This window comes from Bradyrhizobium sp. USDA 326, assembly GCF_049739485.1.
Classification (GTDB): Bacteria; Pseudomonadota; Alphaproteobacteria; order Rhizobiales; family Xanthobacteraceae; genus Bradyrhizobium.
In genome coordinates, this window is record NZ_JBMGQA010000001.1 from 6249195 (window position 1) to 6273192 (window position 23998).

Annotated in this window: 21 protein-coding genes and 1 pseudogene; 13 read left to right on the forward strand and 9 right to left on the reverse strand. The window is 64.2% G+C overall.

What is annotated here, in order from left to right:
- Window positions 1–8: 8 nt before the first annotated feature.
- The 6 genes from ABIG06_RS29395 (at window position 9) to ABIG06_RS29420 (ending at window position 4845) form a co-directional block, all read left to right on the forward strand.
- Window positions 9–1184, forward strand: coding sequence for an ABC transporter substrate-binding protein (locus ABIG06_RS29395; RefSeq protein ID WP_370139542.1), 1176 nt, complete (start codon window positions 9–11; stop codon window positions 1182–1184).
- 64 nt (window positions 1185–1248) lie between these two features.
- Entirely contained in the window at window positions 1249–1512 is a 264-nt protein-coding gene (locus tag ABIG06_RS29400) for a hypothetical protein (protein ID WP_124159031.1), read from the forward strand.
- Window positions 1512–2381, forward strand: coding sequence for a branched-chain amino acid ABC transporter permease (locus tag ABIG06_RS29405; RefSeq protein ID WP_370139543.1), 870 nt, complete (start codon window positions 1512–1514; stop codon window positions 2379–2381). The genes ABIG06_RS29400 and ABIG06_RS29405 overlap by 1 nt, the downstream gene beginning before the upstream one ends.
- Window positions 2382–2397: 16 nt before the next feature.
- Window positions 2398–3387 carry a branched-chain amino acid ABC transporter permease gene (locus ABIG06_RS29410; protein ID WP_370140938.1) on the forward strand — a complete coding sequence of 330 codons (990 nt, stop codon included), beginning with the start codon at window positions 2398–2400 and terminating at the stop codon, window positions 3385–3387.
- Between the two features lie 32 nt (window positions 3388–3419).
- Complete coding sequence (locus ABIG06_RS29415; protein ID WP_370140939.1) at window positions 3420–4151, forward strand: ABC transporter ATP-binding protein; 732 nt, start codon at window positions 3420–3422, stop codon at window positions 4149–4151.
- Window positions 4132–4845, forward strand: coding sequence for an ABC transporter ATP-binding protein (locus ABIG06_RS29420; protein ID WP_124159033.1), 714 nt, complete (start codon window positions 4132–4134; stop codon window positions 4843–4845). The genes ABIG06_RS29415 and ABIG06_RS29420 overlap by 20 nt, the downstream gene beginning before the upstream one ends.
- 479 nt (window positions 4846–5324) lie before the next feature.
- Here ABIG06_RS29420 and ABIG06_RS29425 read toward each other — a convergent pair.
- Window positions 5325–9096 (reverse strand): annotated as a pseudogene (locus tag ABIG06_RS29425) (vitamin B12-dependent ribonucleotide reductase).
- Between the two features lie 806 nt (window positions 9097–9902).
- Between ABIG06_RS29425 and ABIG06_RS29430 the strand changes: the two are divergent.
- Entirely contained in the window at window positions 9903–10802 is a 900-nt protein-coding gene (locus ABIG06_RS29430; RefSeq protein ID WP_370139545.1) for a DMT family transporter, read from the forward strand.
- On the opposite strand, the gene ABIG06_RS29435 is transcribed toward ABIG06_RS29430, so the two are convergent.
- The 3 genes from ABIG06_RS29435 to ABIG06_RS29445 all read right to left on the reverse strand — a co-directional run bounded on the left by ABIG06_RS29435 (window position 10799) and on the right by ABIG06_RS29445 (window position 14393).
- Complete coding sequence (locus tag ABIG06_RS29435; RefSeq protein WP_370139546.1) at window positions 10799–13039, reverse strand: CHASE3 domain-containing protein; 2241 nt, start codon at window positions 13037–13039, stop codon at window positions 10799–10801. The genes ABIG06_RS29430 and ABIG06_RS29435 overlap by 4 nt on opposite strands.
- The gene (locus ABIG06_RS29440) at window positions 13036–13458 is read right to left on the reverse strand and encodes a response regulator (protein WP_370139547.1); all 423 of its coding nucleotides are present in this window, start codon (window positions 13456–13458) and stop codon (window positions 13036–13038) included. The genes ABIG06_RS29435 and ABIG06_RS29440 overlap by 4 nt, the downstream gene beginning before the upstream one ends.
- A 242-nt stretch (window positions 13459–13700) precedes the next feature.
- Entirely contained in the window at window positions 13701–14393 is a 693-nt protein-coding gene (locus ABIG06_RS29445; RefSeq protein WP_370139548.1) for a BA14K family protein, read from the reverse strand.
- Window positions 14394–14630: 237 nt separating this feature from the next.
- Here ABIG06_RS29445 and ABIG06_RS29450 point away from each other — a divergent pair, with 237 nt between their 5' ends.
- Window positions 14631–15038, forward strand: coding sequence for an NADH:ubiquinone oxidoreductase subunit NDUFA12 (locus ABIG06_RS29450; RefSeq protein ID WP_124162603.1), 408 nt, complete (start codon window positions 14631–14633; stop codon window positions 15036–15038).
- A gap of 476 nt (window positions 15039–15514) precedes the next feature.
- Here ABIG06_RS29450 and ABIG06_RS29455 read toward each other — a convergent pair whose 3' ends face one another.
- Window positions 15515–16201, reverse strand: a complete 687-nt coding sequence (locus ABIG06_RS29455; protein ID WP_124162604.1) for a DJ-1/PfpI family protein — start codon at window positions 16199–16201, stop codon at window positions 15515–15517.
- A 108-nt stretch (window positions 16202–16309) separates the two neighbouring features.
- On the opposite strand from ABIG06_RS29455, the gene ABIG06_RS29460 reads away from it, so the two are divergent.
- From ABIG06_RS29460 to ABIG06_RS29470, 3 genes are all read left to right on the forward strand, one after another.
- Entirely contained in the window at window positions 16310–17248 is a 939-nt protein-coding gene (locus ABIG06_RS29460) for a GlxA family transcriptional regulator (RefSeq protein WP_124162605.1), read from the forward strand.
- Window positions 17249–17503: 255 nt separating this feature from the next.
- Complete coding sequence (locus ABIG06_RS29465; protein WP_370139549.1) at window positions 17504–18517, forward strand: YeiH family protein; 1014 nt, start codon at window positions 17504–17506, stop codon at window positions 18515–18517.
- Window positions 18518–18519: 2 nt separating this feature from the next.
- Entirely contained in the window at window positions 18520–19410 is an 891-nt protein-coding gene (locus ABIG06_RS29470) for a LysR family transcriptional regulator (protein WP_370139550.1), read from the forward strand.
- Window positions 19411–19647: 237 nt separating this feature from the next.
- On the opposite strand, the gene ABIG06_RS29475 is transcribed toward ABIG06_RS29470, so the two are convergent.
- A complete protein-coding gene (locus tag ABIG06_RS29475; RefSeq protein ID WP_124162608.1) occupies window positions 19648–19902 on the reverse strand; it encodes a hypothetical protein in 255 nt (84 codons plus the stop codon).
- Between the two features lie 12 nt (window positions 19903–19914).
- Here ABIG06_RS29475 and ABIG06_RS29480 point away from each other — a divergent pair, with 12 nt between their 5' ends.
- Window positions 19915–21156 carry a molybdopterin-dependent oxidoreductase gene (locus ABIG06_RS29480; RefSeq protein WP_370139551.1) on the forward strand — a complete coding sequence of 414 codons (1242 nt, stop codon included), beginning with the start codon at window positions 19915–19917 and terminating at the stop codon, window positions 21154–21156.
- 10 nt (window positions 21157–21166) lie between these two features.
- Window positions 21167–21496: a cytochrome c gene (locus tag ABIG06_RS29485; RefSeq protein ID WP_370139552.1), complete on the forward strand. Its 330-nt coding sequence runs from the start codon at window positions 21167–21169 to the stop codon at window positions 21494–21496.
- A gap of 104 nt (window positions 21497–21600) precedes the next feature.
- On the opposite strand, the gene ABIG06_RS29490 is transcribed toward ABIG06_RS29485, so the two are convergent.
- From ABIG06_RS29490 to ABIG06_RS29500, 3 genes are read right to left on the reverse strand one after another with little or no spacing between them, the layout of a single operon-like run.
- Window positions 21601–21855 carry a PepSY domain-containing protein gene (locus tag ABIG06_RS29490; protein ID WP_370139553.1) on the reverse strand — a complete coding sequence of 85 codons (255 nt, stop codon included), beginning with the start codon at window positions 21853–21855 and terminating at the stop codon, window positions 21601–21603.
- A 27-nt stretch (window positions 21856–21882) separates the two neighbouring features.
- The gene (locus ABIG06_RS29495; protein WP_370139554.1) at window positions 21883–22941 is read right to left on the reverse strand and encodes a Na+-dependent transporter; all 1059 of its coding nucleotides are present in this window, start codon (window positions 22939–22941) and stop codon (window positions 21883–21885) included.
- Between the two features lie 13 nt (window positions 22942–22954).
- Window positions 22955–23902, reverse strand: coding sequence for an alpha/beta hydrolase (locus tag ABIG06_RS29500; RefSeq protein WP_124162611.1), 948 nt, complete (start codon window positions 23900–23902; stop codon window positions 22955–22957).
- Window positions 23903–23998 lie beyond the last annotated feature (96 nt).

The following is a 23998-nucleotide window of genomic DNA, read 5'->3' on the forward strand; positions in this document are numbered from 1 at the left end:
AGAGAGACATGAGCTTGAGGTTTGGACTTGTTGGGGTCGTCGCGATTGCCACTGCCTGGATGTCGCCGGCGCGGTGCGACACGATCAAGGTGGGGATCATTGGCACCATGTCCGGTCCGTATGCCCTGTTCGGCCAGAACTTCAAGTACGGCATTGACGCCTGGGTGGCCGAGCATGGATCGAAAGTCGGCGGTCATCAGATCGAGTTTGTCTACCGCGACGAAGAATCGCCGAACCCCGCCAAGTCGAAATCATTGGCTCAGGAGTTGATCGTCAAGGAGAAGGTTCAGTACATCGCGGGACTGTACTTCACTCCGGACGCCCTGGCCGTCGCTCCACTTCTCGAGGAAGCGAAGGTGCCTATGGTCGTCATGAACGCCGCTACGTCCGCGATCGTCGAGAAGAGCCCCTACATCGTGCGGACGTCCTTTACGATGTGGCAGAACACGGTCCCCGCGGCGAAGGTGGCGAAGGCCAGAGCGGCCAAGAAGGTGGCGATCGCCGTCAGCGATTACGGCCCCGGCATCGATGCTGAAGCAGCCTTCAAAAAGACGTTCGAGGCAGATGGAGGCACCATCGTCCAATCGATCAGGATGCCGCTCAATACGACCGACTTCGGCCCGATCATGCAAAGGATCAAGGATTCCGGCGCAGACATGATCTTCACGTTCTTGCCGGCCGGTCCGCCAACCCTGGGGTTCGTCAAGGCCTATATCGACAACGGACTGAAAGCGTCCGGCGTGAAGTTGTTGTCCACGGGTGATGTCGTGACCGAGCCCGATCTTCCGAACATCGGTGACAGCGGCGAGGGCATCTTGTCGACTTACCACTACGCGGTCTCGCATGACTCTCCAGAGAACAAAACCTTCCTGGCCGATATGATCAAGGTTGGCGCCAAGCCTGACGACATCACCATGGCGTCTGTCGCCGCCTATGACGGTGCTCGGCTCATTTACAAGATGGTTGAGGCCACGAACGGTCAAAAGGATCCGGACAAAGCCCTTGCGGCCGTGAAGGGCATGAAATGGGTCAGTCCGCGCGGACCCGTGTCGATCGACCCGGATACCCGACATATTCGTCAGAACGTGTATTTGCGCGAAGTCGTGAAGCAGGACGGCAAGTTCCTCAACAAGGAGCTGCAAACGTTCGATGCGCAGCCGGACTGGGGCCTGGCGAAGAACTAGAGCGGATCGCTCGCGAAGTAAATCTCGCGAGCAATCTCTTCATCGTGTCGGAGAAGGGCCCAGAATGAGTGGTCGGTCGCAGTCTATTCGCTTCGTCAACGGTCGCATCTATCGCGATGCCAGCGACCGGATTCCGGCCGCTACGCTGGTGACGCAAAATGGCGCCATTGGTTTTGTCGGCCCTCAGGACGAGGCCCCCTCCGCAGACGCCACGGTCGATCTGTGCGGAGCAACTGTGATACCCGGCGTGACGGACGCACACATCCATCTGTTCGGGATCGCTGCCGGACGGCTCCATATCAGCAAAGCCGTAGAAGTATTCAACTAATGGCGTGGACGGGTCTCAGCATCGGGCTGGATGCCCTCTCGTACGGCATGGTGCTTTTCATCATCTCCATCGGGCTGTCCATCATGATGGGCCTGATGAGGGTGGTGAACCTCGCCCATGGCGCATTTGCGATGATCGGGGGATATCTCGCGTCTTTCGCGCTCAAGAACGCAGGAGTTGGATATCCGCTCGCGATTGTCCTGGCGGTCCTGGGCACCATCGCGATCGCCTTTCCGCTCGAGTTTCTTCTCTACCGCCGGATTTATCGCAAGTCCGATGAGCTGACCCAGATTTTGCTCACGATCGGCATTGCGTTCGTCATCATCGGCGTTGCCAACTACATCCTTGGCCCGACAACCAAATCCATTCCGCTGCCTCCGCTGCTGAGCGGTCCCGTCGATCTCGGCTTCCGAATGATCCCGGCTCATCGGATCTTCGTGGTGATTTGCGGAGTGTGCACCGCAGGCTTGCTCTGGCTACTGATCGACCGCACCGAGTTCGGGATCCGGCTGCGCGCCGCGGTCGACAACGGTGATATGGCCGAGTCGCTCGGAATCAAGACGCAGATCCTTTTTTCCGCGACATTCGCGCTTGCGGTCGGCCTGGCGGCGTTCGGAGGTGTGGTGGGCGCCGAACTGTTGCCCGTCGAACCCTTTTACGCGCTCAGATATATGGTGACTTTCCTTGTCGTCGTCTCGGTCGGCGGCGCCGGATCGATCCCAGGCGCCGTGGCGGCATCGATATTGCTTGGCCTTGCGGACACGACCGGCAAGTACCTTGCACCCGAATATGGTGAGTTCTTCTTCTATTTTGCGGTCATCCTGATCGTGTTTCTGTTTCCGAATGGTCTTTTGGGCAGGAGACACTGACGTGACCGATCGAATCATGGTCAATGGCGTGAGCGCGCCTCGTTTCTCCGTCCCGCTCGAGCTGCGCGCGGTCGCAATCACGCTGGCGCTCGGAGCGCTCGGTTACACGCTTTTTCCTGATGACCTCGCGTTTCTGACGCGACTGATCAGCATCACGCTTCTGGTGCTGTCGCTCGATCTGGTCACGGGATATTGCGGTGTCGCCACTCTCGGGCATGCGGCGATCTACGGTGTGAGCGCCTATGTCGTTGGTAACGCCTGCCTTGCCGGACATTCCGACCCCCTGCTGCTGTTGCTCGTGGGAGCGGTGGCCGGTGCTCTGATGGGGCTGGTCTCAGGGGCCCTTGTCACGAGGTTCAGGGGTCTCCCCCAGCTCGTGCTATCCATTGCCGTCGGACAGCTCATCGCGGCGCTAGCCAATAAACTGTCCAGCGTCACAGGCGGAAGCGACGGATTGTCCGGCATTTCGCCTGGACGACTCTTCGGGATCTATGCGTTCGACATGTACGGCCGCACCGGCTACGTATTCTCCGTTGCGGTGCTCATGGTCGTGTTCGTGGTGCTGCTTCGAATCGTACACTCTCCCTTCGGCCTTCTTTGTCAGGCAATCAAGGATGACAGCCTTCGGGCACGGATGATCGGTGCCCGCGTGTATCCCCGGCTCGTGCTGATGTATGGCCTGTCGGGGGTTGTTGGCGGAATTGGTGGTGCTCTCAACGCCATCAATACGGGCGTCGTAGGACTGGATAGCATCGGATTTGAGCGGTCGGCTGAAGCTCTCGTCATGCTCGTCCTGGGTGGCGCAGGCAGTCTGTGGGGCGCGCTGATCGGATCCATCGTCTTCCAGGTTTTCGAGCACTATGTCTCGGCCGCGAATCCATTCCATTGGATGACCATGGTCGGTGCGTTGCTGATTGCGGTCGTGTTGTTCGCCCCCAAAGGCCTGGTATCCCTGGGGGGCTTGCTTGCTGGTCGCGCCGCGTCCGTGCTGAGGAGGCGCCCGTGAGCCAGTCCCTGCTTGAGCTGCGAAACGTTTCGATGTCCTTCGGCGGGATGAGGGTCAACGATGATATTTCCTTCAGTATCGGGAAGGGAGAAAGGGTCGCGTTGATTGGGCCCAACGGTGCCGGCAAGACCACGCTGGTCAACGTCATCTCCGGCGACTTGATCCCTTCACAGGGCGCCGTACACCTCGCCGGTGTTGATGTGACCGCGCTGCCGATTTCCGATCGCGTCGATGCCGGCTTGGTCCGGACATTTCAGATTACGAGGCTCTTCAAGAGCCTGACGGTCGCGCAGAACGTCGCGCTCGCCGTCATGCAACGAAAGGGGCTCACGAGTAATATATTTTCCTCCCCGATAGATCGGCCGGACGTTCGCCGGGAGTGGGAGCGGGCCCTTGGAACGCTCGGTATCGCCCATCTGGCGGATAGGCAGGTCTCGCAACTGGCGTACGGTCAGCAGCGCCTTCTTGACCTGGCAATCGGGCTTGCTCTCGAGCCGAAGGTCCTGCTCCTGGACGAGCCTGCGGCAGGGGTGCCGTCAGAGGAGTCCTCCAAGATCATCGAGGCGATCGACAGATTGCCATCTGATATTGCGGTTTTGATGATCGAGCATGACATGGACCTGGTCTTCAGATTTGCCCGCCGTGTGCTCGTTCTCGCCAACGGAAAGCTGATCTTCCAGGGCGAGCCGAGAGAAGTCACGCACCATCAGGAAGTCCGTCGAGCTTATCTAGGTAGCTACGCAGATGCCCGCCACGCGTCTTGAAGTCAAAGGTTTGAGTGCTGGGTACGGCCCCACGCGCGTCGTTGATGAGATGTCCTTCGAGGTGTTGCCTGGAGGCCGTCTCAGCGTCCTTGGCCGCAACGGAGTCGGCAAGACGACATTGCTCGCATCGCTGATGGGTCTCACAACACATCATGGGGGAAAAGTATTCCTCGGCGAGGTCGATCTTACAGATTCCAAGGCGTCTACACGCGCTCAGCTGGGCCTGGGCTACGTGCCGCAGACACGGGACATTTTCCGATCGCTGACGGTGGAAGAAAATCTGGTCGCGGGACTCAAGGACCGCCGTCGAGATGCGCTTGAAGAGGTCTACGTATTGTTTCCGAGATTGGCCGAACGTCGACGCCATTTCGGGACGCAATTGTCGGGCGGCGAGCAGCAGATGCTCTCGCTCGCCAGGACGCTGCTGGGAAGACCTTCAGTTCTCCTCCTGGATGAACCGCTCGAGGGGCTCGCGCCAGTGATCTGCGATCAGATCATGGAAATCATCACCGCGCTGGCGAGTTCTGGTGAGATGACCATCGTTTTGGTCGAGCAACAGATCGAACGAGCGCTGCGGTTTGCTGATCATGTCATGGTGGTTGAACGCGGCAAGGCGGTCTGGAGTGGGGAATGCTCGCAGCTACGCGACGACCCTAAGATGGTCGACCGCTTGCTCGGTGTTGGGGTGCATTAAGGCATGCGGTTTTCCTTGTCATTGAGACAATGGGCAAGCTCGTATCACCTTTTCGAGGAGCGCTTGTCCTGACCATTCGCAACCTGACTGGTGATTGCCTGGGTCGCCGCCGACGATCTCACGAGGCCATCAGGGGAAAACGGCTGAAGATCAGTGCGTGCTTTTGCGGCTGAAGAAAGTCTCTGAAGCGAGCAGCCTCTCGCAAGGCCCAAAGCCGGCGAGAGCACCTGCCACGCGCTGCGCGATGCCTGTACGATGCGCGCTGATCGGCTCCAATTGCCGACCGGCTGCGGCAGTTACCCTCTGAGCTTTGGTGCCTCCGTCTCGGCATGGACGGAGATTTTAAAGACGAAAGCCCACCGCGGACGGTGGGCAGTCGCTTACTCGGATTATGGAATGGACATCCAAAGCCGGGCACAGTGGGCACAAGAGTATGCGGGGTGAACAACTTTTACCCACCCCACACGCAAGTCGGAATATCAACTGCAGCCGGTTGTGCTTCCGCAAGTATCGCACTTCATGCAGGTCCCATTCCGCACCAGCGTGAAGTTGCCGCACTCCGAGCACATTCTCGCCCTCGTAGCCCTTGGCCTTGGCTTCGGCGCGGCGCTCGGCTTTGGTGGGGACGAGCGTTTGCGCGGTGCCGGCTTTGCTCCACTGGAGCTGCTCGAGCTTCTCCGTCGGCGAGAGGTCGTGCTGGGCTTCCTGTTTCAGGGCGACGGCGCCTTCCAGGGCGTCGCCGACGCGGGCGCTCGCGCCGTGCGAGGCCATCGCCGTGACCTTGCTGCCGCCTGAGGGCGCGCTGTCGTTGCCTTGCGAGACCGCGGTCGAACCGCCGCGCATCACGAACAGGTTGTCCGTCCGCGAGCGGGTGAGGCCGCGCGAGACCAGCTTGGTGGCGTGATGGCCGCCGTCCTCGTCCGGCTCCTTGCCTTCTTCGACGCCCTTGCCGAGCGCGTCGAAGCCCGTCTCGTTGGGATCGACGTGGGCGAGGTCGAAGCGGCTGAGATAGCTCACCGCGAGCTCGCGGAAGACGTAGTCGAGGATCGAGGTCGCGTACTTGATTGAGTCGTTGCCCTGCACGGGGCCCGCCGGCTCGAAGCGGGTGAAGGTGAAGGCGTCGACATATTCGTCCAGCGGCACGCCGTATTGCAGGCCGAGCGACACCGCGATGGCGAAGTTGTTGATGAAGGAGCGGAGCGCCGCGCCTTCCTTGTGCATGTCGATGAAGATCTCGCCGAGACGGCCGTCGTCATACTCGCCGGTGCGCAAGTAGACCTTGTGTCCGCCGACGACCGCCTTCTGGGTGTAGCCCTTGCGGCGATCCGGCATCTTCTCGCGCTCGCGCATCACGATGATGCGCTCGACGAGCTTCTCGACGACCTTTTCGGCCACGTGCGTGGCGCGCGCCGCCATCGGCTTCTCGTGGAGCGCCTCGACCGCATCGTCCTCGTCCTCGTCGTCGCTGATGAGCTGCGAGTTGAGCGGCTGGCTCAGCTTGGAGCCGTCGCGATAGAGCGCGTTGGCCTTCAGCGCGAGCTTCCACGACAGCATGTAGGCGGACTTGCAGTCCTCGACCGTGGCGTCGTTCGGCATGTTGATGGTCTTGGAGATCGCACCCGAGATGAAGGGCTGCGCCGCCGCCATCATGCGGATGTGGCTCTCGACCGACAGATAGCGCTTGCCGATCTTGCCGCAGGGATTGGCGCAGTCGAACACCGGATAGTGCTCAGGCCTAAGGTGCGGGGCACCTTCCACCGTCATCGCGCCGCAGATGTGGACGTTGGCCGCCTCGATCTCGCGCTTGGTGAAGCCGACGGCCTGGAGCAGGTCGAAGCCGGGGGCCGCGATCGCTTCAGCGCCGATGCCGAGCTGGTCGCGGATGAAGTCTTCGCCAAAGGTCCACTTGTTGAAGGCGAACTTGATGTCGAAGGCCGTCGGCAGGGCCTTCTCGACCTTGGCGATCGCCTCATCCGTGAAGCCCTTGGACTTCAACGTGGTGACGTTGATGCCGGGGGCGTTCGCCAGCGAGCCGTGGCCGACGGCATAGGCCTCGATCTCCGCGATCTCGCTCTCGCGATAGCCGAGCGCGCGCAGCGCTGCGGGGACAGCGCGGTTGATGATCTTGAAGTAGCCGCCGCCGGCGAGCTTCTTGAACTTGACGAGGGCGAAGTCGGGCTCGATGCCTGTCGTGTCGCAGTCCATGACGAGGCCGATCGTGCCGGTCGGCGCGATCACCGTGGTCTGGGCGTTGCGATAGCCGTGCTTCTCGCCGAGCTCGAGTGCCGCATCCCAGGCCGCCTGGGCATGGCTGACGAGGTCGGCTTGCGGGCAGGAGACGAGGTCGAGCGGCACCGGGTTGACGCTGAGCGCTTCATAGCCGTTGGACTGGCCATGCGCGGCGCGGCGGTGGTTGCGGATCACGCGCAGCATGTGCGCGGCGTTCTTCTTGTAGCCGGGGAAAGTGCCGAGCTCGGCGGCGATCTCCGCCGAGGTCTTGTAGGTGATGCCGGTCATGACCGCGGTGAGGGCGCCGCAGAGCGCGCGGCCTTCCTTGGAGTCATAGGGCAGGCCCGTGGTCATCAGCAGGCCGCCGATATTGGCGTAGCCGAGGCCGAGCGTGCGGAACTCGTAGGAGAGCTCGGCGATCGCCTTCGACGGGAACTGCGCCATCATCACGGAGATTTCCAGCACGATGGTCCAGAGCCGGCAGAGGTGTTCGTAGCCCTCGACGTCGAAGCGCTTGGTCTCGGTGTTGTAGAACGTCAGCAGGTTCGCCGAGGCGAGGTTGCACGCCGTATCATCCAGGAACATGTATTCCGAGCACGGATTGGAGGCGCGGATGTCGCCGGACGCCTTGCAGGTGTGCCAGTCGTTCATCGTGGTGTTGAAGTGCAGGCCCGGGTCGGCCGAGGCCCAGGCGGCGTAGCCGATCTTCTCCCAGAGGTCGCGCGCCTTCAGCGTCTTCGTCACCTTCTTCGAGGTGCGGGCGGTCAGATTCCAGTCGCCATCCGTTTCCACGGCGCGCAGGAAGTCGTCCCTGAGCGAGACCGAGTTGTTGGAGTTCTGGCCCGAAACGGTGAGGTAGGCTTCGCTATCCCAGTCGGTGTCGTAGGTGTCGAACTGGATGTCCTTGTAGCCCTGCTTGGCGAACTGGATGACGCGCTTGATGTAATTGTCGGGCACGAGGCTGCGGCGGGCGAGCTTGATCTCGCGGCGCAGGGCAGGGTTCTTCTCGGGGTCGAAGCAGTCGTCGCCCGAGCCTTCGCAGTTCACGCAGGCCTTCAGCACCGCCTTCAAGTGCTTCTGGTTGATCTTGGATCCCGTGACGAGGGCGGCGACCTTCTGCTCCTCCTTCACCTTCCAGTCGATATAGGTCTCGATGTCGGGGTGATCGACGTCGACGACGACCATCTTGGCGGCTCTACGCGTGGTGCCGCCGCTCTTGATCGCGCCGGCGGCGCGGTCGCCGATCTTGAGGAAGCTCATCAGGCCGGACGAGCGGCCGCCGCCGGAAAGCTTTTCGCCTTCGCCGCGCAGGCGCGAGAAGTTTGAGCCGGTGCCGGAGCCGTATTTGAACAGGCGCGCCTCGCGCACCCAGAGATCCATGATGCCGCCCTCGTTGACGAGATCGTCGCCGACGCCCTGGATGAAGCAGGCGTGCGGCTGCGGATGCTCGTAGGCGGACCTCGACTTGGTCAGCTTGCCGGTGAAGGGGTCGACGTAATAATGGCCCTGGCCGGGGCCGTCGATGCCGTAGGCCCAGTGCAGGCCGGTGTTGAACCATTGCGGCGAGTTCGGCGCGACCATCTGCCTGGCGAGCATGTAGCGGAGCTCGTCATAGAAGGCCTGGGCATCGTCGTCGGTCGAGAAATACTTGCCCTTCCAGCCCCAATAGGTCCAGCAGCCGGCGAGGCGATCGAACACCTGCTTGGCCGAGAGCTCGCTGACGTAGCGCTCCTTCTCGGGCAGCTGGCTAAGGGCATCGGTGTCTGGCACGGAGCGCCACAGGAAGGAGGGGACGGATTCCTCCTCGACCTTCTTCAGGCGCGCGGCAACGCCGGCTTTGCGGAAATATTTCTGGGCGAGCACGTCGGAGGCGACCTGCGACCACTCGGCCGGCACCTCGACGTTCTCCAGCTTGAACACGACCGAGCCGTCGGGATTGCGAATCTCCGACGTGGTCAGGCGGAATTCGATTCCCGCATAAGGTGACTGTCCCGAAGTGGTGTGGCGCCGCTCAATCCGCATGGTCTTGCCCCGTCCTTAATCTTTGACCGGTCCCGCCCCTCGTTGTGGGCGTGCCGGGTCGACATTTCGTTTCGCGGCTCCTTCCGGCCGTCCGGCCTCGAGGTTCCGCAGTTCAGCCGGTGGATCCGGCCCTGTTTTTTCCCGGCGCGACGTCGATGCGTGCATCGATCATCCCGCCGGCACGTCCACACCCATCCGCCCCCAAGGGGATGTGCGCGACATGCGTTTAACGCCTCACAACGCCGCAACTTGTCTCACTTCACGCAGGTGTCACTTCGGCACCACCGCGAAGTCTGCCTTCCGAGCCTGTTGCCGGCCCGTTCTGGCGCCCCCGGGAGTCCGCATGTCGAGGGCAGACAAGCCCTCATGCCGCTGCCTTTGGCTGGCCGGCGGAGCTGAGATTTGCGTGACCCTTTGGGGGAGTGCCGGCGGGACGCAAACTCACTCGCGCCGAACGGACCGAAAGCTAGGACTCTCCGTTGCGTCCGTCAAGAACTAGTGCGAGTTCCTGAATCAAATACTAAATATGGTGGATTGTGGGGGATAACAGGGGTCTTCGCCGCGCCTGTTGTGGGCCCAAGTATCAGTGAGTCCTCAGGGATTCCCAACCGAAAAAATTTGCATCCGGTGAGCTGCGGAGGCTTCATCCCGCTGTTCACAGGGCAGGTATATTTTTCAGGACCGGGATTGCGTCGGGGGGACTCACGTAGCCCTACGGAAGGTGAGGGCAGGCATGCCCGCTGCGGCGGTGGTTTGGCCAGCGAATCCGGGCCAAGCTGAGCCCGATTTTCGCCGGACCACCTGACATGCTTGATTCGACTCGCCGGGATGCGCGGCCGCGCATCGCCCCGGCCGGCCTGATGTTCCTCGCGATCACCTCGATCGGCTGGGGCTTCAACTGGCCCGTGACCAAATTCCTGCTCGGTGAGCTGCCGCCGCTGACGCTGCGCGGGGTCACCGGCGTGCTCGGGGCGGTGCTGCTGGCGCTGTTCGCGGTAATGCGTCGGCAGAGCTTGCGCGTTCCGGGCGGGGTCTGGCCGCGCCTGCTCACCGCAGCCGCGCTCAACGTCACCGGCTGGATGGTGCTGATGGGGCTGGCGCTGCTCTGGCTGCCGGCGAGCGAGGCGGCGCTGATCGCCTATACCATGCCGGTCTGGGCCTCGATCATCGCCTGGCCGGTGCTCGGGGAGCGGCCGACGGTGTTGCGCACGCTGGGGCTGGTGCTGGCCTTTGCGGGGCTTGGCTCGATCATGGGCGGCAACGGCATTGCCGCAAGCGCTTCGAAGCTGCCGGGCATCATCATGGTGCTGGTCGGCGCGTTCGGCTTCGCCCTCGGCACCGTGCTCTCGAAGAAGTACCCGATCCAGCTGCCGCCGATCACGGCCGCGGCCTGGCAGATCGGGATCGGCTGCCTGCCGATCTCGATCGTCGGCCTTCTGATCGAGACCACGGACCTGTCGAAGGTGACGCCGGTCGGCTGGTGGCTCCTGGTCTATTCGGTCGTCGGCCAGTTCTGCATCGCCTATGTCAGCTGGTTCGCCGCACTCGCGCGCCTGCCGGCCTCGGTCGCCGCGATCGGCACCATGGCGGTGCCCGTGATCGGCGTGGTGGCCTCGGCGGTCGCACTTGGCGAGCCGCTCGGGGCAGGGCAGATCGCGGGGCTGGTGTTCACGCTGGCGGCGGTGGTGCTGGCGACGCGGGGTTAGCTCCCCAGCGCCTTCCGGATCATCTCGGCGAGCTGGTTGCGGCGGTAGGGCTTGGTCAGCAGCATCACGCCGTCATCGAGCTTGCCATGATGGACGATGGCATTGTCGGTGTAGCCGGAGGTGTAGAGCACCTTTAGCCCCGGGCGGAGTGCTGCGACCTTCTCGGCGAGCTCGCGCCCGCTCATGCCGCCGGGGATGACGACGTCGGTGAAGAGGAGATCGAACTTCTGGCCGGCCTCGATCAATTCCAGCGCGGACTTGGCGTCGGACGCGGCCACGGTCTTGTAGCCGAGGCTTTGCAGCTGCGCGGTGACGAAGTTGCGCACGAGATTGTCATCCTCGACGACGAAGATGGTTTCGGCGCCGCCTACGGCCTGCGGCGCGACCGGAGCGGTCACCTCCGCCATGCCTTCGCCGGGCGGCAGATAGAGCTTGATCGTGGTGCCGTGCGCTTCCTCGCTGTAGATCTTGATGTGGCCGCCGGACTGCTTGACGAAGCCGTAGACCATGGAGAGGCCGAGGCCGGATCCCTTGCCGACCTCCTTGGTGGTGAAGAACGGCTCGAACGCCTTCTGCTGGGTCTCCACCGACATGCCGGTGCCGGTGTCGCTGACCGCGAGCATGATATAGGGGCCGGGCGTCACGTCGGCATTGGCCTGCGCATAGGCCTCGTCCAGCACGACGCGGTGGGTCTCCAGCAGCAGCTTGCCGCCGTTCGGCATGGCGTCGCGGGCGTTGATCGCCATGTTGAGCACGGCATTGGTCAGCCTGGACGGATCGATATGCGCCGTCATCGGTCCCTGTTCCAGCACGGTCTCGATCTGGATCTGCTCACCGAGCGTGGGGCGCAGAAGCTTTGCGATATCCGATATCGCGGCGTTGATCTCGACGTTGCGCGGCTCGAGCGGCTGCCGGCGCGCGAACGCCAGCAGATGCTGGATCAGCTCGGCGCAGCGCTCGGCGGCGTCGTCGATCAGCCGTGCCGTGCGCTGAAGCTCGGGCTGGTCCTCCAGGCTCTCCACCAGCGTCTCGGTGTTGCCGGAGATGACGGTCAGCATGTTGTTGAAGTCGTGCGCGACGCCGCCGGTGAGCTTGCCGATCGCATCCAGCTTCTGCGACTGGTGCAGCTGCCGCTCGGTCTCGCGCGAGGTGGTGGCATCGTGATAGACCAGCACCGCGCCCGAGACATTGCCTTGCCCGTCCCGCATCGGCCGGCCGCTGATCATGAGATGGCGGGGAGGATCGCCGCTGTGCGGGCGGACGATCATCTCCAGCTCTTCGAACTGCTCGCCGCGCAGCACGCGCGTCGATGGCAGCTCGTCGGCCTCGAGCGGCGTGACGCCGTCGCCGTGAAACACATCGGACAGCGCGCGCAGATTGTTCAAATTCATGCCGGCGCGATGCAACAGCATGCGCTCGGCGGCCGGATTGGACAGAAGGACATTACCCTCGTCGTCGATGACCAGCACCGCCTCCGCCATGCTGCGAAACGTGCTCTGGAGCACGTTGACCGACAGGCGCAGCTCGTCATGTGCGGTGACCAGGTGCTCGGTCCGCTCCGCCACCGCTTCCTCGAGCGCCGCCTTGGCGGCTCGTGTTTGCTCGAGCGAACTCTGGAGCTCACCCGTGGTGCGCCGGCTTTCGCGCATCACCAGCGCGACCAGGAGCAGGATCAGCACGGCGCCGGCGACGTCGATACCGAGCAGCACAATGCCGGTACGGCGCGAATCCTGGGACCGCTCGGTGAGCAGGCGCTCTTCCTCGGCGCTCAGACGGTCGAGATTGGCCATCACCGTGTCCATGAGGCCGCGGCCCTCGGCCTTGCTGTTGAGCGCGGCAATGCCGGCCTGGTCGTTCTCGGCACGGAGGCGCATCGCCGTGGCGGCGATCTCCATCCGGCGCAGCGCCAGCGGTTCGGTGCCCTCCAGCAGCGCGACCTGATCGGGATTGTCGCGCACGTCGCGCTTGAGGTCGGCGAGCGCCGGCGCGATCATGGCGTGCGCCGTCTGGAAGTCCTCGCTGAAGCCCGGGGTGCGATAGAGCTCGTAGCCGCGCGCAGCGCTCTCGGCACGGCGCAGCAGCACGCGCAGATCGGAGATCTTCTTCTGCACCTGCGCGGTATGGTTGACCCATGTCGCGTCGGACCGCGACTTGACGTCGAGGGCGATCGAGGCCGCGGCGATGATCAGGAGGATGGCAAGTCCAGCACCGAAAATGACGCGCTGCGTTGGAATCAAGGGGCCTCTTTCTTGTCCTTCGGCTGTGCGCTCTCGCCAGCGCCGGCGAGGCATTCCCGGATCGTGGTCAGCAGCGCTTCCGGCGTGAACGGCTTGCGCAGGCAGCGCGTTGCGCCAAGCTCCAGCGCCATGCGGAGAAAATCGGGAGAGGGCGCGGCGGATGAGGCGAAGGCGTAGCCCGACATTGCGATCAGCGGAGTGGTCGGCGCGCGCTCGCGAAAGATGCGGATGGATTCGAATCCGCGCATATGCGGCATGAAGATGTCAACCAGCATCACGTCGAAGGCCTGCGATTCCAGCGCAGCCAGTCCTGTTTCGCCGCCGTCGGCTAGCGTGACGTCGAAGCCCTGACGTTGGAGGAGGACCTCGATGGTCGCGCCGACCATCGGATCGTCATCAACCACGAGAACACGCGGCATGACACTTCCCAGGTGATCGAAGTCCCCACTGCATTTGGTGATATCCGCGAATCGTGTGTCCGGTCAATTTTGGATTGGGCCCGCAAGGATATGCACGGCGCAGTGCATAAGGTCGTCTGCACCGGTTCTCCCCTTCCTCTGGCAGCCGCGGGACGGAGCCCTGGCGGAGCGAGGGATACGCCGATTGCGAGAAAGGCGCCGCATCGCTGCGGCGCCTTTTGCCTCATGCCCAGGCGGTCTGCTTACGGGCAGGGATGCCGCCGGCCGTCGTAGCCGAGATAGGTGCCCGAAGCCGGGTCGTACGATTTGAACCGCTGCGCGCAATAGGCAGCGGAGTCGCCGCCGCCATCCTGCACCACAGCAACCGACGGTTCGTCATAGTAGCTGCCGTAGTAATAGGGATCATCGTAATAGCCGTATCCGCCGCCGTAGCCGCCATAATAAGCGTACGAGCCGAGGCCGCCGACTGCGACGCCGGTCGCGAAGCCTGGCCAGAAGCCGCCGTGACGATGATGATGCCAGTGACGGCCGCCCCAGTTGCTCCCGCCCTGCCAGTTGCCCGCGGTCGCGACGCTGCGGGTGCCGCTGAAGGACGGCGAGAAGGACTGACGGGGTGTCGCGCCGGCTACGAAGCTGCCGCCGCTCGGACGCATCGCGGTGCCGGCTGCGAAACTGCCGCCGCTTGGACGCATCCCGGTGCCAGCTGCGAAACCGCCTCCGCTCGGACGTGCCGCGGCCCCGGCCCCGAAATTCCCGCCGCCGCCGCCCATGCGCGCGCCGCCACCGAAGTGGGCGCCGCCGCCACCACCACCACCACCGCCGATATGGGCGCCACCGCCTCCGCCAACTCCGGGACGCTGGGCAAAGCTCGGCGTCGCGAAGGGAAGAGCCAGCGCCACCGCGGCAGCGGCACTCAAAATTTTCAGACTGTTCATGGTTAAACTCCTTTCCCGGAAAGCAAACCCTATGCAAGCGCTGGGGTTCCCGGGGATCACGCCGGTTTGCGTGCGAATCGAGCCTCACGCGTTGCCGCTGTACGGGGCATGAATGGATCGCGTCCGCTTTGTGGCAGGGGCGGAAGCGGCATCGCTGAGGGAGGCCCACGCACTGCCGATCTGGACATTTCGCCGCTCCGATGGCATCAGGACCCGACGAAGCAGGGCCCGTGCCGCATGAAACAATTCTTCCTCAAGTTCTTCACCTGGTGGAACGGCCAGACTTTTGGCACCCAGCTCTGGACCAAGAGGTACGGGGAGCTGGTCGGCCAGGACGAGCAGGGCAATCGCTACTATCGCACCCGCGGCGGGGCGGTCGATCCGACGCTCGGCTTCGAGCGGCGCTGGGTCGTCTATAACGGCTATGCCGAAGCGAGCCGGATTCCGCCGTCCTGGCACGGCTGGATTCATCATGTCGTCGACGTACCGCCGACCGAGGCCAGCTACCAGCCGCGCGAGTGGGAAAAGCCGCACCAGCCGAATCTCACCGGCACGCCGAGGGCCTATCGTCCCTCCGGCTCGACACTTGCCAGCGGCCGGCGTCCGAAGGCGACCGGCGACTACCAGCCCTGGACGCCCGGCTAGCCTTTTCACCCCAGCGAACTGCCGTCGTCCGAAGCGGATGCACATGCATCCGCGCGACACTGCTGTGGACAACGGGAACAGCGGGGATGCCGATTGCGCGGGCGTTGCATCGATGCCGGCGATGCGGCTCAATGATCCCATCTTACGGAGATGGGAGACCGTCGCGTTCGGTTCGGGCCACAGTTCGCGACTGTCCCGAAATGCAGCGGCCGCCGACCAGGACTCGATCGGGAGATAGGCCCCCGGTCTGGAAGCTCCGAAATCGCCCGATGTGAATGTGCAGCCGCCGTAAGACAGGAAGGGCCGCTCGGGAAACCGGGCGGCCTTTTTCTGTTGGGGCGGACGCGGCGCAGCGCCCTCTCTGGCGATGCGCTGCAGAGCCGGGGCCATGTCGCAGCGGTCTGTGTAGTTTCCTGTGTCCCGGCTCGCCGGAGCAGCGTTGCACGCTGCACCGCGTCCGGACACGAGATCGGAGTCTAGTTCACCCGCTCGGCCGCGCGCTTGACCGCTTCCAGGCGCCGCGCCTGATTCTGCGCGCCGCGCTCCCTCAGCAACGCCATCACCTCGGCGGGCGCGGTGTCGGGCGAGCCGGAATTGAACGGCGGGGCAGGATTGTATTCCATCTGGAGCTGGATCGCTTCCGCCGTCGTGCGATCGACCATGATCGACACCAGCGTCAGCGCGAAATCGATGCCGGCGGTGACGCCGCCGCCGGTGATGCGGTTGCGATCGATGCAGACGCGCGTCTTCGTCGGCGTCGCGCCGAACTGCGCGAGCATGTCCATCGCGCTCCAATGGGTGGCGGCGCGGTAGCCCTTCAACAGGCCTGCGGCGCCGAGGGCCAGCGATCCCGTGCAGACCGAGGTGACGTATTTGGCGCCATCGGCCTGCCTGCGCAGGAAGTCGAGCACGTCCTCGTCGCCGAGCAGGTCGTTGGTGCCGCCGCCGCCGGGCACGCAGATCACGTCGAGTTGAGGACAGTTCGCGAACGTCGTGGTCGGCGTCAGCGTCATCACGGAATCGCTCGGCACCGGTTCGATCCGCTTCCAGATCAGGTGCAATTTTACGCCGGGAGCCATGGCGAACACCTGCAGGGGGCCGGTGAAGTCCAGCTGGGTGACGCGCGGAAACACCAACAGACCAATCTGGAGCGGTGACGACATCGGCAGATCCTCCAATTACGAGCTTGACGCCGGCAGGATGTCATGGTGCCTTCCCGTCCGAAATGGCATAATTCCCTCTCTTTCGGACATGTCGTTAGGAGTTGGCCCATGATCGGCATTCTGATCTTCCCGGATTTCCAGCTGCTCGATGCGGCAGGCCCGATCTCGGCGTTCGAGATCGCAGCGCGCTGCACCGGCAAGGCGCCGGCCATCCGGGTGCTGGCAACCAAGCCGGGACTCGTGCGCAGCTCATCCGGTGTCGAGATGATGGCGCGTGACTTCAAGGCCGCAAACGCGATCACGACGCTGGTCGTGGCCGGCGGTGTCGGCGTTGCCGATGCCGCGCGCTGCGAGGTCACGCGGGCCTTCGTCCAGCGGCTGGCAAAGCGTGGCGTTCGGGTCGCGAGCGTTTGCTCGGGAGCCTATGTGCTCGCCGAAGCGGGACTTCTCGACGGCCGCCGTGCCACCACGCATTGGGGGCGGACGCGCGATTTCGTCGCGCGCTTTCCCAAGGTGAAGTTCGAGCCGGACCAGATCTTCACCCGGGACGGCAATGTCTGGACCTCGGCAGGCATTTCCGCGGGTATCGATCTCGCGCTCGCGATGATCACCGAAGACCACGGTGAGGAGATCGCACAGCAGACCGCACGCCAGCTCGTGCTCTATCACCGTCGCAGCGGCGGCCAGTCGCAATTCTCCTCGCTGCTGGAGCTGAAGACGCCGAACGGGCGCTTCGGCGCGCTGTTGTCATGGGCACGTGAAAATCTCGACGCGCCGCTGACGGTGGAAGATCTCGCCGATCGCGCCGGCATGAGCGCACGACATTTTGCCCGCGCGTTTGCCGCCGAGACCGGCACGACGCCATCCAAGGCGATCGAGCGCCTGCGGCTCGAAGTGGCGCGCGAGCGCGTACAGTCCTCGCGCGAGGCGATCGAGCTCGTTGCGGAAACGACTGGATTCCGCGATCCCGAACGAATGCGCCGCGCCTTCATCCGCGCCTTCGGCCAGCCGCCGCAGGCACTGCGGCGCGCGGCGCGGGTGGGGTAGCTGCTTCACGGACACCGTTCGCGACTGGGTGGGCCAGTTCGATCACACGATGTCAGCTCGTGCGCGACGTCCCTTTGCGCGATCGGCTGGCCTGCGCCTGCTGCAAGATAATCGATTTTATCGATTAGTTTTACACGAACAATCCGTTGGATCAATTTATTGGATTCTCCGATCCTCGCTGCGCCAGCGTCGATACCGAGAGATACGCCAATGACCATCGTTCAGAATTCGCGCCCATACCCCGCCACGCGTGCCATGCGCGACAACATCCTGTCATGTTGGAACTCCGCCCTTGCGATCGTCCCCGGCGTCGCGCTGGCCGGGACCATTGCCGCGGTCGCCAACATGATGCGCAGTATTCCCGCCGTCGCGACGTTCAGCCCCATGATCCTGGCGATTGGGATCGGAATGGCCGTGCGCAATCTCGCCGGAACGCCAGTTCTCGCCCGCGCTGGAATCAGCTTCAGCGTGCGCCGGTTGCTTCGGCTCGCGATCGTTCTCCTGGGCTTCCAGATCACGCTGACTCAGCTTGCCACCGTCGGCCCCAAGGGGATCCTCATCGTCGCCAGCACGCTCGTTGCCACGTTCGGGTTCACGCTCGCAGCCGGGCGTGCGCTGGGCGTCGAACGCAAGCTCACTCAACTCATCGCCGCGGGCACCTCGATCTGCGGCGCGTCGGCCGTCGTCGCGACCAACAGCGTCACCGAAGCCTCCGACGAGGACGTCGCATATGCGATCGCGTGCGTCACGATCTTCGGCTCGATCGCGATGTTCGTCTATCCCATGCTGCCTCGCCTCCTGCATCTCGATGCCGACGCGTACGGCCTCTGGAGCGGCGCGTCCATTCACGAGATCGCCCAGGTGGCTGCCGCCTCCTTCCAGAACAGCCAGCGAGCGGGTGAAATCGCAACCGTTGCCAAGCTTGCCCGCGTCATGCTGCTCGCGCCGGTCGTGCTGACCCTGAGCGTCGTCACCCGGGCTTCGGCGCAGCGGGTCGGCGGCAAGTCGGCAAAGCCGCCCATCCCCTGGTTCGCGATCGGCTTTGTCGCGATAGCCGCACTCAACAGCGTCGTGTGCATTCCGGCGGGCCTCAGGAGCGCGACGATCACGCTCTCGACCTTCCTGCTGACGATGGCGCTCGCGGCCATGGGCCTTGAGACCGACGTCTCGAAATTGTACGCGGAGGGGCTGCGTCCGGCTATGTTGGGCGGGCTCGCGTTTCTCTTCATCGCAGGCTTCAGCCTGATCCTCATCAAACTCGTTGGATGACCATGACGCTCGAACAGCTCCGGATCTTCGCCGCTGTCGCCGACAAGCAGCACGTCACTCAGGCCGCCCACGAATTGAATCTGACACAATCGGCCACGAGCGCGGCGATCGCCGCGCTCGAAGGACGCTACGGGGTCAAGCTGTTCGATCGGGTGGGACGCGGCATCGTTCTCACGCATATGGGCCGGACGTTTCTCGGGGAAGCGCGTGCGGTGCTGGCGCGCGCGCACGCCGCTGAGCAGGTCCTGCGTGATTTTGCCGGCCTCAAGGCCGGCCGACTGGTGATCGCGGCGAGCCAGACGGTCGGGAGCTACTGGCTTCCGGGGAGATTGCTGGCGTTTCAGGCCGCCCATCCCGGCATCGAAATCAACGTCAGGATCGCCAACAGCGAGCAGGTCGCAACCGACGTTCGCGACGGCATGGCGGATGTCGGCTTTGTCGAGGGCGACATTGATGACTCCGCATTGTCCGCCCGCCGGGTCGACGGTGATGCGTTGGTCGCCGTCGTGGGTGCGCGGCACCCTCTTGCGAGCCAAAAGAAGCTGCCCTCCGACTGGATGACCCGGACACCGTGGATCCTTCGCGAGCCGGGCTCCGGAACGCGGGCCATGTTCGAACGTGCCCTGAAGAAGCGCGGGGTCCGCCTCGCCGACCTGACGGTGCAGCTCGAGCTGGCCTCGAACGAAGCGATCCGGACCGCGGTCGAGGCGGGCGGCTGCGCTGCAGCCGTTTCAGATCTCGTGGTCGAAAAGGCGATAGCGGCAAAACGTCTGGTCCGGCTCGAGGACGAATTGGCCAAGCGTTCATTCTACGCGCTTCGTCACAAGGAGCGGCACATCAGCAAGGCGGAAGCCGTCCTGATGTCCAGCATCGCTGCCGGCGCTGCACCGTAGGCAGAGCCTGCGCCCGCCCGTAGCACCTATTCCGCAACGATCGAGCCCACGTCCCGCCGGCGAGTGCGCCGGCGCGTGTGTGCAAGCGCATGAGGGAATCGATCGCAATCGACGATCAGAACGATCTGATCATCGCGTTGGATTACCGATGCGCCGAGATCTACCTCTTTGGACACAGGCAGGCACTTCGAACATTGCGTGCCGGAAATACAGAGATGGAGAACGACAATGACCCATTCACGTCGCGCCTTCCTTGCGATCGCCCTGTTCGTCGCTGCCGCGTCCACGCTTGGTGCGCCGTCCGCGCTTGCGGGCAGCCCGGTGCACGTGCCGGATCCCAGGGTTGCCGTTCACCCGGAACGAGGCTTTCGCCAGATCGACAGGCATCTTCCGACCATCCGGCAGGCGCAACCGCACCAGCACGTCGAAGATCCGCTCGCGGACTTGCTCCTCGGATGAGCCCGCGGGACTGATCCAGAAAAACCATTCCAACAGGAGGCTTCGATGTCCCAGCATCTCGACTACGCAGGGTTTCCGGCATTGTCCCGCCGCGCCATGCTTCAAGCCCTCGGGGTTGCCGGCCTCACGCTCGCCGGCTCATCGGTCCGTGCCGATCAGTCGATCCGGCTGCCGATCGCCGGCGAGCCGCGTGATCGGCCGATGACGCATGACTTTCCGCAAAAGGGGAGCATGATCCTGCAGCGCTCGCGGCCACCGCTGCTTGAGACCCCGATGGAGGTGTTCGACCGCGGCGTCTTCACCCCCAACGACCAGTTCTATGTGCGCTGGCACTGGGCGGTGATACCGACGTCCGTGGATGCGGCCGCCTTCAGGCTGTCCGTGCGCGGTCACGTCAACCAGACCCTCTCGCTGTCCATCGGCGAGCTGCTCAAGTTGCCCCGTGTCGAGCTTGCCGCCGTCAACCAGTGCTCAGGCAATTCCCGAGGGTTTTTCCTTCCCCGTGTGCCGGGCGCGCAATGGGCGCATGGCGCGATGGGCAATGCGCGGTGGACGGGAGTCCTGCTCAAGGACGTCCTGGACCGCGCGGGCGTCAAGCCGGGCGCAGTTCAGGTCCGCTTCAACGGACTGGACGAGCCGGTCGTGCCCGACGCACCGGACTTTCGCAAGTCGCTCGACATCGATCACGCCCGTGACGGCGAGGTCATGATCGCCTTTGCCATGAACGGCGAGCAACTGCCGCTCCTCAACGGCTTCCCGCTGCGGCTGATCGTGCCGGGATGGTACTCGACCTATTGGGTCAAGATGCTCAGCGACATCGAGGTTCTCGATCGCCAGGACGACAATTACTGGATGGCGACTGCCTACACCGTCCCGGATACGCCGCACGCCAACATCAAGCCGGGCCAGACAGGCGTAAAGATGGTCCCGATCAGCCGCATGGTGCCACGGTCATTCTTCACGAACATCTCGGACGGCGCATCGCTTCCGGTGGGCGCAGTCGCCACGATCCGCGGCATCGCGTTCGGCGGTGATGCCGGCGTCGCCAAGGTCGAGCTGTCGATGGATGATGGCCGGACGTGGCAACCCGCGACGCTTGGCGAGGACCACGGCAAGTACAGCTTCCGCCGCTGGCAGTTGGACATTCCACAACTGACGAAGGGCGGCCATTCGTTGATGGTCCGCTGCACGAACACCGCCGGCGACATTCAGCCGGCAGCATCAAACTGGAACACCAGCGGCTTCATGCGCAATGTCGTCGAAACGGTCCAGCTCACCGCGATCTAGGAGCAACACCATGCGTCATCCCATCTTCGTCATCGGCACCTCGTTCGCCGCTCTGCTGGCATCCACGCCTGCGCGGCCGGCCCCCGCGATCACCTCCACGACCGTGGAGCTCCCGGCGGGCGACGCGCTCTTTCCCGGTGGGCCCGAAGCGGATGCCATCAACAACAACTGCCTGGCTTGCCATTCGGCAGACATGGTGCTGAACCACCCGGCCTTGTCCAGGTCCACCTGGGAATCCGAGGTGCACAAGATGATCAAGGTCTATGGAGCCCCCGTCGAGGACAGCGACGTGCCCGCGATCGTCGACTATCTTGCCAAGGTCAAAGGAAGCGGCCAGTGATGCCCGGCACCGCTGCCAAGCGCTGCTGAATGGATGAGATCAGGACGTTCTTCCAAAGCGACCACCGCTGAATCTCCCGCCTGAGAAGCGGACTTCGGCGATGCTCATCGATCGGGCTTCTCGCGTACGATCGCGCCCGTCTTGGGGTCGGCATGGAATTCCACCTTCTGTCCGTTCTTGACGCCTTCGCCCTCCCACTGGCCATCGTCGGCTTCAAGTTTGGTGACCTCCGAATAGCCCGACTCCATGACTTTGGCTTTCACTTGCTCCATCGGCATCCAGTCGGGTCCGGGTTGATCGGCTCTCGCTGCCGAGCCCACGGCGAGCGAGCCGAGAACCAGAATTGCGGCAAACTTCATCGCGAACCTCCTTTTCGATGAGAGGCTTCAACGGGGGCCATGAATTGATGTTCCTCCACTGCGTCGGTGCGACGCAAACGGGTGACCGTCAGCCTTGTTTTCCCCGCTGGACGCATCTGCGCCGGCCGTCAGGCGCCGCGCGATCGGCATCAGCATGTACGGCGCAAGATGAATCGGGAACTGCGTCATCGCGAAATAGAGCCAGGTGGTGGGTGGCAGCGCGCCGGCCGTCGCCGCCAGCATCAGGCCGAGATTGCGCTGTGACACCATCAGCCCGAGCGCCAGCGCGCGCTCGTAGCCGATGCGGCGGAACAGCAGCGTAGTGATGGCAAGTAGTGTGAAATAGATCGCGAAGGACAGCAGCGCGAGGCCGATGGTGAACATCGGCTGGCTCACCAGGTCGCTCGCGACGTCGCCCATCACCGCGGAGGCGAACACAAGCAGGATGATGATGTTGAAGCCATCGATCGGCCGCTTCTGACGCTGGATCGCCTTCGCGCCGCAGATCCAGCGGATGGCGGTCGCGGCCAGCAGCGATGCGACGAGAATGCCGAGGAGCTTCAGGCCGAGCGTGAGCGGCGAGATGCTGAGCATGCCGCCGAGAAAGAGGCTCGCGAACAGCGACGCCGTGAATGGCACGAGCGCGGTCGAGCTCACCAGCGTGACCAGCACCAAGGTGGCATCGAGCCCCATCAGCGCGGCGAGTGCCGGCGAGGCCATCATCGGCGAGGCCATGCCCTGGAGCATCAGCGCGAGAGCAAGGCCGGGCGAATGGCTCGTCAGCCCCGTTGCATGGGCGATCAATCCGACGATCAGCGGCACGCCGATCGTGGTCCAGGCCGTGGCGGCCGCGACCAGCGCCGGCCTGCGGAGATGGCTGTAGAGCGCGGCCAGATCGACCCGCATGAACGAGATGCAGAGCAGAAGAAAAATCGCCTCGGTGACATAGGGGCGCAACAGCGCGCCGAGCGGCGGCACCGCGACTGCGATGAAGACGACGGCGGCGACTGCGCGTGTGCCCTGGCTGCCGAGCCATGTCAGTGCGCGCAGGGGGAGAGCGAAGATGGTATGAAGAAAGGAAGGCATGCAGGACGGCAGGTCAGCCCAATCCCTTCAGCCAGACGCCGATCTCGCTCACGGCGACGTTGGCCTGCCGCAACAGCTTGCCCATGGTGAAGAAGCCGTGGAACTGGCCGGGGAAGTGCTTGTAGGTCACGGGTACGCCGGCCTGCCTGAGGCGCTCGGCATATTCGTTGCCTTCATCGCGCAGCGGATCGGCGCCGGCGGTCAGCACATAGGCCGGCGGCAGACCGGCAAGGTTCTGCGCGCGCGCCGGCGAGGCGCGCCAGTCGTGGATCTCGGCGGCGCCATTGAGGTAGTGGTCGCGGAACCAGCGGATCACCGAATGCGTCAGCAGCACGCTGGTCTCGGGCTCGCTATGGGAGCCGTGCGTCATGGCGAAATCGGTCGCCGGATAGATCAACACCTGGCCCGCGAGCGCGGGGCCGCCAGCGTCACGCGCGGCGAGCGCCACGACCGCGGCGAGGTTGCCGCCGGCGCTGTCGCCGCCGATCACAAGGCGCGAGGCGTCGATGCCGAGCTGGCGCGCATTCGCGGCGATCCATTTGGTCGCGGCGATCGCGTCATCGGCGGCGGCGGGAAACTTGTGTTCGGGCGCGAGGCGATAGTCGACCGAGACCACGATCAGCGCGCCCTCGGCCGCGAGCTGGCGGCAGACCACGTCGTGGGAATCGAGATCGCCGATCACCCAGCCGCCGCCATGAAAGAACACCAGCGCCGGCGACAGGCCTTCGCGCTGGCGCGGTTCCTTGGGCACGTAGAGGCGGGCGGGGATCGTTCCGTGCGGCGCCGGGATCGCCAGCGGCGCGACGCGGGCGAGCTCCGGCGGCTCCGGGTTGGTGGCAAAGCGCGCCTGCGAATAATAGGCGCGCGCTTCGCCCGCGCTCAGGGTCTCGTAGGCGGGGCGGCCGGCCTCCTGGAAGGCCTTGTAGACGGCGGCTGCATCGGGATCGAGCACAACGGGCATGAAAGGGACCTTGGGGTTTCCGGTTATTGTTGGATGGTATTTTCGGGACAACGCCCGCGTTCGGCCCCGGGGAGGGGCTCATGACTATCCCATCCG